Source organism: Thiomonas sp. 13-64-67 (genome assembly GCF_002282795.1).
Lineage (GTDB): Bacteria > Pseudomonadota > Gammaproteobacteria > Burkholderiales > Burkholderiaceae_C > Thiomonas > Thiomonas arsenitoxydans.
On sequence record NZ_NCKP01000003.1, the window covers coordinates 60,146 to 72,451 of the forward strand.

Below are 12,306 nucleotides of genomic sequence, written 5' to 3' on the forward strand. Positions count from 1 at the left end.
TGTTTCTCCTGGAATCTCAATGGCGATCGGCAGCAGCAGGCTGGCCGTGCGACAGGCCGCCTCCAGATGCTTTGGGGTTGTTCGATGGGGAAGCCGGCTTGAACACATCGGTGCGGCGGACCTCGGTGAAGAACATCCACACCAGCGAAACCGAGACCACGCCATACATCAGCATGAAGGCCGAAGAGCGAATGCCGGTGAGGTCGAGCAGCGCGCCGAACAGGATGGGAAGCAGAAAGCCGCCCATGCCGCCTGCCAACCCGACGATGCCCGAGACCGTGCCGATATTGGCCGGATAGTCGTCGGCGATGTACTTGAACACGCTGGCTTTGCCGAAAGCGAAGGCGATGCCGAGGATGAACATCAGCGCGGTGAAGGCGTAGACATTCGGGCCGATGTGGAAGGTCGTCGGCCCGCCGGTGGTCTGCACCGTGAGCTGGGTTTGCGGGTAAGACAGCAGAAACAGCGCCACCCAGCTCACCCACAGCACCCACCAGGTCACGCTGTGCGCGCCGAATTTGTCGGACAGCCAGCCGCCCACCGCGCGCAACACGCCGCCAGGCAACGAGAAGGCCGCGGCCAGTAGTGCGGCCACAGGCAGGCTGAGTTTGTATTCGCCGACGTAGTACTGCACCATCCACAGCGCCAGCGCCACATAGCCGCCGAACACGATGCTGTAGTACTGGCTGTACTTGAGCACGCCGGGATCGCGCAGGGCCTTCAACTGATCCATGAAACGGGTCTGTCCCTGCACCACATGGCTTTTGTCGTGGTGGCTGAACACCCAGAACAGAATGACCGTGCCGAGCATGACGGCGGCATACACATGCGGCACCATGGTCCAACCGAAGGTCACAACCAAAGCCGGAGCGAGAAATTTGTTCACTGCCGCGCCGGCATTACCCGCGCCGAAAATGCCCATCGCCAACCCCTGGCGCTCCTTCGGAAACCAGCGGGCCACATAAGGCGTACCCACCGAGAACGAACCTCCGGCCAGACCGATGAACAGACCGATGGTCAGGTATTGCCAGTACTGTGTGGCATAAGACAGCATCCAAATGGGGATGACGGTAACCGCCATGATGGCGGCAAACACGATGCGGCCGCCGTAGCGATCCGTCCAGATGCCCAGCGGCACGCGGATCAGCGAGCCGCTGAGCACCGGCATGGCGGTCAGCAGACCGAATTCGGTGGCGTTGAGTCCGAGGGTTTTCTTGATGGGGATGCCGATGACGGCAAACATCATCCACACCATGAAACACACCATGAAAGCCCAGGTGCTGACGATCAGCACCGACCAGGCTTGCCGGTTGTGTTGCTGCACATTCGCGACCATGACGAATCTCCTTGTCGATAAGGAGACTCTAGAAACCGCTGGTCTTTTGCGGTATCGACCTGAAGGCGGAGAAAGGCGCTGGGCGCCCTGCTCCGCCGAACTACTCCGAAAGAAGGAGTGAAATCCCGTTCAGGAGCAGATTCAGCGCAGTTGCACCAGACGGCCGGAGTGATCGAAAGTCAGAAAATGGTCGATCTGGCCCATGCGAATGTTCTCGATCAGCTCGGTGAGGGTCTGCTCCACCTCTGCGAAGTCGGGAATCGCCTGGTCTGGAAGGGCCTGCGTGGTGACGAACACCATGTCCCAGGGTGTGCCAGTGTGCCGAGACTCTTCAACCAGCGTTTCGAAATCCGACAGATCGTCTGGTGATTTGTCCACCGCCATGACGGGCACGAGCGCGCCGCCACCGCCCGCCGCATGACGGGCGCGCTGCGCCGGACTGGCATCTTCCGGAAGTTCGATGGCAGCGAAAACAAAGTACAGCCGTTGCGGCAGCTCCTGTTGTTTTGCGGCGCGCAGGAGATCGGAGAAATCGGCGATTTGCATGGTGTAGTCCCGAAGAGATAGAGATCAAACCGACAGGCCATGTTCGCTGGCATACACGGCGATCTGCACCCGTGAACTGAGGTCGAGCTTGCGCAAGATACTCTGTACATGCACCTTCACTGTGGTTTCAGCGATGTCGAGTTCGCGTGCGATGACCTTGTTGCTTGCGCCACGAGCGATGGCCGCGGCGATCTGGCGCTCGCGGGGGCTGAGCGGCGTTTTCTCGCTCTGCGCGTTCGCCGGGAGGGCTTCCTTCGCGGAGTCCGTCGTTTCTGGAGCGATGAAGGCTTGTGCAAGTTTTGCGGTCATGTCGGCGCCGATGACGACTTCTCCGCGCAGCGCACGCTGAATGCCGCCGATCAGCTCGTCGGTCTCGCAGGTCTTGAGCAGATAGCCGCTCGCTCCGGCGCGCAGCGCCGCGCCGAGGTCGGCCGCCTCTTCGCTGACGGTGAGCATCAACACGCGGCTAGCCGGGGCGGCCTGCCGCAGACTCTCTACGGCGTCGATGCCTCGAACACCCGGCAGATGGTTGTCGAGCAAAATAATGTCGGGCTGCAACTGCGTGGCCAGCCGTAGCGCCTCGCCCGCATCGCCGGCCTGGCCGACCACCTGCATGGCAGGCGCTTCACCGAGCAAGGCCACCAGGCCGCGACGAAACAGCGCATGGTCGTCGACCAGCAGAATGCGGATGTCAGGTGGCATAGGGAGAAATCTCGGTGTTTCGTGTTGCGCGTGCAGACGCGGCGGCCGGGAATTCCGGCAGTTCCAAGGTGACGCGCACACCGCCTTTGGGCTGGGCTTCGATGCTCAAATGCCCGCCGATGGCGGCGGCGCGCTCTCGCATGATCTGCTGGCCCACATGGGCCTGTCCATCCTGGGCGATGACCTCCGGATCATAGCCACGGCCATCGTCCGAGACGACAAAGCGCCAGCGCGGCAGGCTGTCCACCACCAGCCGGGCCTGCGTGGCCTTGGCATGTTTACGGATGTTGGACAGCGCTTCCTGCACGATGTGCAGCACCTGAATCTGCACGTCCGGATCGAGCGGCTGGCCATGCCCGTGAAACACCAGGTCGACGGATAGACCGCTTTGCAGCTCGAACTTCTGCACCGTGCTGCGCAGCGCCGGCTCGATGTCCTGCTCTTGGGTGCGGGTGCGAAAGTGCAGCAGCAGCTCGCGCACATCGGCCAGACTTTCCTTCACGCCCACATCGAGCTCGCTCACCACCTGTTCGATCTTCCCCACCTTGCCCGCCTGCAGGGCCGTGCGCAGCAATTGAAGCTGAATTTTCATGAACGCCAACGATTGCGCGATGGAATCGTGCAGCTCGCGTGCGAGGAAAGCCCGCTCCTGCGACACCGCGGCCTCGCGTTCCAGCGCGGCGCTGCGCAGGCTTTCCATGGCTGCAGCCAGGTGGCCCGCGAGGGTGTCGAGCAGGGCATGCTGCGCTTCATCGGCGGATTGCTCGGCGTGGAAGAACAGATCGATCTCGCCGAGCAGGCGCTGCTGCGCCCGCACGGGAATGCTCAGCAGCGTGGCATAGCCCAGACGTTCACACGCCACACGCCCAGGCAGCGCTCGCCCTTCGGGCTGGAGCCGGTGAAACTGCACGATCTGCGGGCCGCCGTGATGCTGCGCCTGCCCGCAAAAGCAGGTGTCCGACATCAGACACTGCTCTTCTTCGGCCAGTACCGCGGGCAATCCATCGGAGGCCAGCAGCAGGTAACGGCGCGCTGATTCATCGGTCCAGCGCAAGGCAGCAGCATCCGCTCCGGCGATGCGCCGCACGACTTGGACGAACGACTGCGACAACTCGTCCAGGCTTTGTGCCTTCGACACCAGCGCACTCACCTCATACAGCGCCGCAAGACGCTGCTGCTCGGTGCGCAGGGCGGCCGTCTTTTGCCGCACCCGCTCCTCCAATTCGTCATAGACAGCCTGTAGTTGTCCGGCCATGCGGTTGAACCCGATGGCGAGATCGCCGAGCTCGTCGGTGGTATTGATGTCGACCCGTGCCGAGTAATCGCCCTGCTCAAGCGCTTGCACGCCTCGACTGAGGCGCCCTACCGGATCGAGCACAAATAGGTAAGCTGCGTAGAACATCAACAGCGCTCCGATCACTACCAGAACGGCCAGACCCATCTGAAACGCGTGGAGCACAGTCGTCCAGAAATCCAGGCGATGCTCTATGGATCTGACGAAAGCATCGATTTGTGTGACGAACTGGTTAACTTCCTCTCGCGGCACGGGGTGGGCTTGTGATGCGCTTTCCCAGCGTGGTTGCAAACTCTGCCAGTGCGCACGCACGGCGTCGTAGCGCTGGCGAATGATGCCATCCCAAGGAACATAAAGAGGTCGTGACGGGCTGCCCGCGCGCAGCAACACAAGATTGTCCTGGATAAGCTGCAGATCGGAGGAAAGTTGGGTGTCGTCGAGGTCCTTCGCGGACAGCGCCACTTTGTAGCTGAGCATGCGCAATTGCCCGGCGACGTTAACCGCCGCCGCGCCGCCCTCGAGATTCCAGGAAATCCATAAGGTCGCTCCAACGGACATCAATGACAACAGCAGGAACGTCCCAGAGAATAGGGCGATTTTGGCGGTGAGTGTCCAGTTGCGTTTCATGACGGCATGGCGTGCGGTTCGAGCGCAGATTGTCCCCGCAGGGCGCGATCCTGTCGATTTGGTGACGGTTTGACGTGTATCAGGAACGCAGCACAGTTTCTGGTGTCCCATGAAAACGTCCTCAGACGCGCTTCGTTCGCGTCAGACTCCCAGAGGGGATGAGGCAATTTTGGGCGGTTTGGCATGTTCTCGTAAAGCGAAAACGGAAGGCAAACCGATTGCTATGACTTTCGAGCAGAAAAAATTCCCCAATCATCCGGCACACCCTGAACGCATTTGCTGGGGATGTAGCCGGTACTGCCCGGCCGACTCCATGCGCTGCGGAAACGGCTCCGAGCGCACACAGCACCCCGTTGAATTACTAGGTGAGGACTGGATGGACTTCGGTCTTGACGCAAAAGAAGCAAAAAAGGCAAAGTAAAGCAAGGCGCGACGTTGATTGCATGATTTCTTGCCGCACGCCGTAGCTCTGACTCGCTCAAGTCACTCCTTTGAGTAGCTGATTTTCCACAGGGCATTCAGATTGCCCTCGGGCGATTTGCAGCCTCTGCTGATCACTTCGATGACCTCCCCTTCCTGAGAAGGGGTATTGTGCTGAGGAGTTCACCCGCACCCTTTAAGTGGTAAAAACATTACCTATTCAAGGCATTCCATGGCGTGATCTGGGCGTCAGCTTTTCGACTTATAGCTGGGCCACACACCCGAGCAATACCGCACCACCTCATAAATGAAATCATCCCCCTCATGAACACCCCACCGACACTCGCTCCTGAATCCTCCACACCAATCGCGCAGGCTTGCAGCGCCCTGCATGCGGCGTACGCCAAAGGCTGGATCACCCACCGTGATGGCAATATCTCGGTGAGCGATGCTGCGGGCGATGGATTCTGGATTTCACAAAGCGGCGTGATCAAGGCACAGCTGAATGTCGCGCAGATGCTTCACGTCCCCGCGGACCGGCTAGTGCCTGGTCGCGCCATTACTGCACCCGCTGGAGCTTCCGGAGAATTCGCGTTGCATCAACTGCTGCAGGTGCTGCTGCCAGCGGGTTTCAACACTGTGTTGCATCTGCATCCGACTCATATCGTGGCGGCGATGTTCGCCAACTGGGATTTGCGTGAGCTGTCCGAGCAATTCCCGGAGGTGACCCGCTATACCCGGGTCGGGCGCAATGTGCCGCCGTTGGTGGCTACCAGCGAGGAACTCGCGCGGGCTTGCGCCGCGTCCTTCGCTCCGCCGCAGAGCGACATGCCGCATATCGTCGGTCTGGATCGTCATGGCTGCGTTGCCATTGGTCACTCGCCTTTTGATGCCTTCGAGCATGTGGAGCGGCTGGAACATGTGTGCCAGATGGTTTTGGCTTCGGGTGCGAGGCACACGGCAATCGCCCAAACGGTGGCATCAGGCATCAAAGCCGCCCAAGCTATCCAAACCGCCTGAGGACCAGAGCAATCCCTCACTGGTCGAATTTCTCGAACGCGATTACGCCGCGGGCTTCATCTCGCCGATTGAGTCCGACCTCGCTCCCAAAGGGCTGGGCGAAGACATCATCCGGCTCATTTCCGCGAAAAAAAATGAGCCGGAGTTCCTGCTGCAATGGCGGCTGAAGGCGTATCGTCACTGGCTGACCCTAGCCGAGCCGACCTGGGCCAAGATCCACCATCCGCCCATCGACTACCAGGCGATTCATTATTACGCTGCCCCCAAGCGCGACAAGGCGCCAAAAAGCCTCGACGAGGTCGACCCTGAGTTGCTGCGCGTCTATGAAAAACTCGGCATCCCGCTGCACGAACGCGCCGCGCTGGCTGGGGTGGCGGTGGATGCGGTGTTCGATTCGGTGTCGGTGGCCACTACTTTCAAAGACAAGCTGGCGCAGCACGGCATCATTTTTTGTTCATTCTCCGACGCGGTGCAAAACCACCCCGAACTGGTGCAGCAATACCTCGGGACGGTGGTGCCGCCGGGAGACAACTTCTTCGCCGCGCTCAACGCCGCGGTGTTCACCGACGGCAGCTTCGTCTACATCCCCAAGGGGGTGCGCTGCCCGATGGAGCTGTCAACCTACTTCCGTATCAACGCCAAGGACAGCGGCCAGTTCGAGCGCACGCTGATCATCGCCGACGAGGGCGCGCAGGTCTCGTACCTGGAAGGCTGTACCGCGCCACGACGGGATGAAAACCAGCTTCATGCCGCCGTGGTGGAAATCATCGCCCTCGACGACGCGCGGGTGAAGTACTCGACGGTGCAGAACTGGTACCCCGGCGACAAGGACGGCAAGGGCGGCATCTACAACTTCGTCACCAAGCGCGGCGAATGCCGCGGCGCGCGCTCGCGCATTTCCTGGACGCAGGTGGAAACCGGCTCGGCCATCACCTGGAAGTATCCGAGCGTGCTGCTGCGCGGCGACGATTCGGTCGGCGAGTTCTATTCGGTGGCGCTGACCAACCATTTCCAGCAGGCCGACACCGGCACCAAGATGATCCACATCGGCCGCAACACCCGAAGCACCATCGTCTCCAAGGGCATTTCCGCAGGACGGGGCAGCAACACCTACCGCGGCCTGGTCAAGGTGCTGCCCAAGGCCGAAGGGGCGCGCAACTACACGCAGTGCGACTCGCTGTTGATCGGCGACCGCTGCGGCGCGCACACCTTTCCGTACATCGAGGTGCGCAACCCCAGCGCGCAGGTCGAGCACGAGGCGACGACCTCGCGTGTCGGCGAAGACCAGCTTTTTTACTGTATGCAGCGCGGTATTTCCGCGGAGGACGCGGTGGCGCTGATCGTCGGCGGCTTCGCCCGGGAAGTGGTCAAACAACTGCCGATGGAATTCGCCGTCGAGGCTCAGAAGCTGCTGGGCGTGAGCCTCGAAGGCAGCGTGGGCTGAAACGCCAAAGAGGAAACAAACATGCAAATGCCAGCCAAGCTTCAACCGCAAGCGACGCAGCCGCTGTTGCAAATCCGTGGCCTGCAGGCCGAAATCGACGGCAAAAGGGTGCTCAATGGCATCGATCTCGACATCGCCCCCGGCGAGGTGGTCGCCATCATGGGGCCCAACGGCTCGGGCAAGACCACGCTGGCGCAGGTGCTCGCCGGGCGCGAGCTCTACCGCGTGACCGGCGGCACGGTGCGCTTCGACGGCCAGGACCTGCCGGCGCTGCCGCCGCAGGAGCGCGCGCTCGCCGGGCTGTTCCTCGCGTTTCAGTACCCAGTGGAGATTCCCGGCCTGTCCAACGTCTACCTGCTCAAGGCCGCGCTCAACGCGCAGCGCAAACACCGCGGTCTGCCCGAGCTGGATGCGATGGAATTCCTGCAACAGGTCAAAGCGCTGATGCGTGAACTCGGCATGGACGAGAAGTTCCTGCAGCGCGGGGTCAACGAAGGTTTTTCCGGCGGCGAGAAAAAGCGCAACGACATGCTGCAAATGGCCCTGCTGCAGCCGCGCCTGGCCATCCTCGACGAAACCGACTCGGGGCTGGACGTGGACGCGCTCAAGGTCGTGGCGCAGGCAGTCAACGCCATGCGCTCACCCGAGCGGGCTTTATGTGCTGTGGCAAGGCCGCATCGCCGCCTCGGGCGGGACCGAATTGGCGCGGCGCATTGAGCGCGAGGGCTATGCCTGGCTGCAGCAGGGCGCGGCCCTGGCGAGTGCGCAGGAGGTCTGAGCATGGGAGCGCTCGAAACATTCGTCCGGGCGTTCGACGCGATCGGCGTCGATGCTGCGGGCGAGCCCGAACGGGTGGTGCAGGCGCGCCGTCAGGCTCTGGAGGACTTGCTGCGCAGCGGCTTGCCCACGCGCCACACCGAAGACTGGAAATACACCGGCCTGCGTGCGCTGGACGCAATGGATCTCGCCGCCACCGCGCCCAGCGCACGATTGAACCAAGAGGCGCTGCGCGCTGCGGGCGCTCTGCTCGTGAGCGCCCCCAGGGTCGGCTCGCCGACCCGCCCCCCGAGGGGGTCAAGAAAACTTGGGGCGGCCCGGCGTTTTCTTGAGAGCGGCCCGCGTCTGGTGTTCGTCGACGGCGCTTTTGACGCCGAACTTTCCCATTTGAGCGACCTGCCGCCTGGGGTGCGCCTTGCGCCCTGGGGGGCGCGCCAGTCGTCCAGCGACACGGAGGCGGGAACGGTGCTGGATGCCGCCGCGTCCGGCGGCGCCTTCGACGCGATCAACCGCCTGTTCGCCCGCGACGGCATGGCGCTCGAACTGGGCGCGGGCGTTTGCCTCGATGCGCCCATCGTCGTCGTCATGGTGCAAACGCTCGCGGGCGCAAACCATGTGCGCCACGCCCTGCGCCTGGGGCAGGGTTCTTCGGCGCGCGTGATCGAGCAGCACCTCGGCGTCGCGCAGGTCGGCCCCTATCTGGCAAGCTGTGTGACTCGCGCCGAACTGGCGCGCGGGGCGAAGCTGCAGCATGTACGCCTGCAAGACGAAGCCGACGCCGCGGTGCATGTGTCGCAACTACATGCAACTCAAGGCGAGGACAGCGCGCTCGATGCGCAAATCCTGGTGCTGGGGTCGAGGCTGTCGCGCCAGGAATTTCACATCGCGCACGAGGCGCCGGGCTGCCATACCGATCTGCGCGGGGCCAGCGTGCTCGCAGGCGAGCAGCATGGCGACGTGCACATGTGCATCGAGCACCGCCACCCGCGCGGCACCAGCCGCACCGTGGTGCGCGGCGTGTTCGACGACGCCGCGCACGGCGTTTTCACCGGCCGTGTGAACGTGCATCGGGGCGCGCAGAAGACCGACGCGGGCATGATCAACCGCAACCTGCTGCTCTCGCCCCGCGCCGAGGCCGATACCCGTCCGCAACTGCAGATCGACGCGGACGACGTGCTTTGCAGCCACGGCGCCACGGTCGGCCAACTCGATGCCGAGGCGCTGTTTTATCTGCAGTCGCGCGGCATCGCTGCGCAGCTCGCGCGCGCCATGCTGGTGCAGGCCTTCGTTGCGGAAGCCCTGCCCGACATCGGCTGGGAGCCCTTGCGCGCACTGGTGCGCGCACGGCTTGCCGCGCGGCGCGGCCTGGAGATCGAAGCCTCGGAGGTTTCGGCATGAATGCGCTTGAATCGCCATCGCGTCTTGCGCCGCAACTTGCGGCGATCCGCGAGCAGTTCCCCATCCTCGCCCAGACCGTGCACGGCAAGCCGCTGGTGTATCTGGACAATGCGGCGACGACGCAAAAACCGCTGGCCGTGCTCGAGGCGATGCGTGCCTTCGAGGTGCGCGATTACGCCAACGTCCACCGCGGCGTGCATGTCCTTTCGCAGCGTGCCACCGACGCCTTCGAGGCGGCGCGGGAGAAGGTCGCAGCCTTTGTCCACGCCCGCAGCGCCGGCGAGATCGTGTTCGTGCGCGGCGCCACCGAAGCGATCAATCTGGTCGCGCAAAGCTTCGCACGGGCGCGGCTGCAGCCTGGCGACGAGGTGCTGGTGACGGCGATGGAGCACCATGCCGATATCGTGCCCTGGCAGATGGTGTGCGATGCCAGCGGCGCGAGATTACGCGTGGCGCCGATCCGCGACGACGGCGCGCTCGACCTGCAGGCCCTGCCGGAGTTGCTCGCGCCCCGCACGCGGATGGTGGCCGTCACCCATGTGTCGAACGTGCTCGGCACCGTCAACGACGTGGCGAGCGTGGCGCAGCTTGCCCATGCGCGCGGCGTGCCGGTGCTGGTCGATGGCGCGCAAGCCGTGGCGCATCTGCCGGTGGACGTGCAGGCGCTGGGCGTGCTGTGGGGCCGCGCCGAATTGCTCGCCGGGATGCCTCCCTATCAGGGCGGCGGCGACATGATCCGCAGCGTCAGCTTCGAGCGCACCACCTACGCCGACCCTCCGGCGCGCTTCGAGGCCGGCACCCCGCACATCACCGGCGCGGTGGGCCTGGCTGCGGCCATCGACTTCGTGCAGGGCCTGGGCTGGGACGCCATCGCGCAGCACGAGCGCGCGCTGCTGGAGCTGGCGCAAAACGCGCTTGTGCGCATCCCCGGGCTTCGTATCTACGGCACCGTGCCGGACAAGATCGGCGTCGTCTCCTTCAATATCGACGGTCTTCACGCCCACGACCTCGGCACCATCGCCGATGCCGAGGGCGTTGCCATCCGCGCCGGCCACCACTGCGCGATGCCGCTGATGCAACGCTACGGCGTCGCGGCCATGGCGCGGGCCTCGCTCGGTCTTTACAACGGCGAAGACGACATCGACGCGCTGGTGCGCGCGGGGCGCAAGGCGCAGGCGATGTTCGCAGCCTGAACACGGAGCCCACGACCCATGCCTGACAGCCCATCCGACAACGCCACTCCCGACCTGCGCGAGCTGTATCAGGACGTGATCTTCGACCACTACCGCAGGCCCCGACACTTCGGCCATTTGCCGCAGGCCAACCGCAGCGCGCAAGGCGACAACCCGCTGTGCGGCGACCGCCTCGAACTCGACTTGTTTGTGGACGACGCGGGCTGCATCCAGGACGTGGCCTTCACCGGCGAGGGGTGCGCGATTTCCACCGCCTCGGCCTCGCTGCTGACCGAAGCGGTCAAGGGCAAGCGCGTGGACGAGGCGCTGACCTTGTTCGCGCAGATGCACGACATCCTGGTCGATGGCGACACCGGCGCCGAGGCCGAAGAGCTGTCCACGCCGGAGGGTTGACCATGGACGAAGTCATCGACTCTGGCCCCATCATCCTGCAGCGCGACGTCCCCGCGACCCTGGTGCCGCTGGGCACTGCCGGAACCTTGCTGCAGGGCACCGAGGTGCGCATCACCCAACGGCTAGGTAGCCACGTCACTGTGGTGTCCGAGGGCCGCATGTACCGCATCGATGGCCGCCATGCCGATGCGCTTGGGCTGAATGACGGGCAGCGGCAAGACATTCCCGCGCCAACGACGCGCGAGGAAGCCGAAAACGCGGTGATCGCACAACTCGCCACCTGTTACGACCCGGAAATCCCGGTCAATATTGTGGAGCTGGGTCTGATCTATCGCCTGGACGTGCAGCCGGCCGACGCCAGCGGCGCCGCTTGGGCTGTGGACATCGACATGACGCTGACCGCACCCGGCTGCGGCATGGGAAATATCCTCACCGCGGAGGTCGATGACAAGGTGCGCCGCATTCCAGGAATCGCGCGAGTGAACGTGGAACTCGTCTGGGACCCGCCGTGGAGCCTGGAGCGCATGTCCGAGGCGGCCCGACTGCAGGCGGGGCTGTGGTGAGTGGGTGATCCGGCGCGGCTAGGCGGGGCCGATCAGCTTCGTCGCTCAGGCGCCGTCGGTTCGATCCTGCGCCTCAGGCGCCGGCTTGCACGTCTTGCACGTGAAAGTCGATGCGCACGCCGTCGTGCGAGCGGCTGACGTAGTCGATGCGCACCTTGTTGCCGAAATGCTGCTCGATCTGCGCCAGCAGCGGCAGGGGATCGTGGTCGTTGAAAAACGCCATGGTTTCGCCGGGTTCGAGTGCACTCAGCGCGCCGAAGATCGCCGCATGGCGAAAGCGCTTGGCGATGCCGCTGGCGTCGAAGGGATAGACGCGGTCGGCGCGGCGGTGGGAATGTGGTTGGTTGATGACGGTGAGGGGTTCCATGGCGGGTTCCTTGGGTTGATCTGAGTCGGGGTTGAAAGAGGAGGGGAAAGAGGAGGGGAAAGAGGAGGGGAAAGAGGAGGGCAGCGCAGCAGGCTTCACGCCTGTTCTTCAAACTGCGGGAACAGGATGTTGTTTTCGGTGTGGACGTGCTGCATGAAATCGGCGGTGAACTTGTCCAGACCTGCATACAGCGCGCGCCAGGTGTTGCACGCCTCGGCGGGCAGCC

Annotated in this window: 12 protein-coding genes and 2 pseudogenes; 8 read left to right on the forward strand and 6 right to left on the reverse strand. The window is 63.7% G+C overall.

All coding sequences use genetic code 11. The annotated features are described in order from the left end of the window. Positions 1-16 precede the first annotated feature (16 nt). The 4 genes from B7X30_RS01605 to B7X30_RS01620 all read right to left on the reverse strand — a co-directional run bounded on the left by B7X30_RS01605 (position 17) and on the right by B7X30_RS01620 (position 4,505). Entirely contained in the window at positions 17-1,336 is a 1,320-nt protein-coding gene (locus B7X30_RS01605; protein ID WP_156053343.1) for an MFS transporter, read from the reverse strand. 141 nt (positions 1,337-1,477) lie between these two features. Next, entirely contained in the window at positions 1,478-1,882 is a 405-nt protein-coding gene (locus B7X30_RS01610; protein ID WP_156053342.1) for a hypothetical protein, read from the reverse strand. Positions 1,883-1,906: 24 nt separating this feature from the next. Beyond that, positions 1,907-2,584 carry a response regulator gene (locus B7X30_RS01615; RefSeq protein WP_013106757.1) on the reverse strand — a complete coding sequence of 226 codons (678 nt, stop codon included), beginning with the start codon at positions 2,582-2,584 and terminating at the stop codon, positions 1,907-1,909. Continuing rightward, complete coding sequence (locus B7X30_RS01620) at positions 2,574-4,505, reverse strand: type IV pili methyl-accepting chemotaxis transducer N-terminal domain-containing protein (protein ID WP_156053341.1); 1,932 nt, start codon at positions 4,503-4,505, stop codon at positions 2,574-2,576. Before B7X30_RS01620 ends, B7X30_RS01615 begins: the two co-directional genes overlap by 11 nt. A gap of 223 nt (positions 4,506-4,728) precedes the next feature. Between B7X30_RS01620 and B7X30_RS01625 the strand changes: the two genes are divergently transcribed. From B7X30_RS01625 to sufT, 8 genes and pseudogenes are all read left to right on the forward strand, one after another. Beyond that, positions 4,729-4,926 (forward strand): DUF3079 domain-containing protein, encoded by a 198-nt coding sequence (locus tag B7X30_RS01625; RefSeq protein ID WP_079668507.1) that lies wholly within the window; start codon positions 4,729-4,731, stop codon positions 4,924-4,926. A 323-nt stretch (positions 4,927-5,249) separates the two neighbouring features. Further along, the gene (locus B7X30_RS01630; protein ID WP_156053340.1) at positions 5,250-5,945 is read left to right on the forward strand and encodes a class II aldolase/adducin family protein; all 696 of its coding nucleotides are present in this window, start codon (positions 5,250-5,252) and stop codon (positions 5,943-5,945) included. Positions 5,946-5,964: 19 nt separating this feature from the next. Beyond that, entirely contained in the window at positions 5,965-7,389 is a 1,425-nt protein-coding gene (gene sufB, locus B7X30_RS01635; RefSeq protein WP_286728724.1) for a Fe-S cluster assembly protein SufB, read from the forward strand. 63 nt (positions 7,390-7,452) lie between these two features. Beyond that, positions 7,453-8,167 (forward strand): annotated as a pseudogene (gene sufC, locus B7X30_RS01640) (Fe-S cluster assembly ATPase SufC). A 2-nt stretch (positions 8,168-8,169) separates the two neighbouring features. After that, the gene (gene sufD / locus B7X30_RS01645; RefSeq protein ID WP_286728721.1) at positions 8,170-9,564 is read left to right on the forward strand and encodes a Fe-S cluster assembly protein SufD; all 1,395 of its coding nucleotides are present in this window, start codon (positions 8,170-8,172) and stop codon (positions 9,562-9,564) included. Then, complete coding sequence (locus B7X30_RS01650; RefSeq protein WP_286728722.1) at positions 9,561-10,757, forward strand: SufS family cysteine desulfurase; 1,197 nt, start codon at positions 9,561-9,563, stop codon at positions 10,755-10,757. Before sufD ends, B7X30_RS01650 begins: the two co-directional genes overlap by 4 nt. 18 nt (positions 10,758-10,775) lie before the next feature. Continuing rightward, positions 10,776-11,150 carry a Fe-S cluster assembly sulfur transfer protein SufU gene (gene sufU, locus B7X30_RS01655; protein ID WP_502694398.1) on the forward strand — a complete coding sequence of 125 codons (375 nt, stop codon included), beginning with the start codon at positions 10,776-10,778 and terminating at the stop codon, positions 11,148-11,150. Positions 11,151-11,152: 2 nt separating this feature from the next. Beyond that, positions 11,153-11,713: a putative Fe-S cluster assembly protein SufT gene (gene sufT, locus B7X30_RS01660; protein ID WP_286728723.1), complete on the forward strand. Its 561-nt coding sequence runs from the start codon at positions 11,153-11,155 to the stop codon at positions 11,711-11,713. A 73-nt stretch (positions 11,714-11,786) separates the two neighbouring features. Here the strand turns inward: sufT and B7X30_RS01665 are convergent, their stop codons facing one another. Both B7X30_RS01665 and B7X30_RS01670 read right to left on the reverse strand, forming a co-directional pair. Continuing rightward, positions 11,787-12,062, reverse strand: coding sequence for a DUF2249 domain-containing protein (locus B7X30_RS01665; RefSeq protein ID WP_286728725.1), 276 nt, complete (start codon positions 12,060-12,062; stop codon positions 11,787-11,789). A 113-nt stretch (positions 12,063-12,175) separates the two neighbouring features. Beyond that, a pseudogene (locus tag B7X30_RS01670) lies at positions 12,176-12,306 on the reverse strand (iron-sulfur cluster repair di-iron protein); the annotation flags it as partial.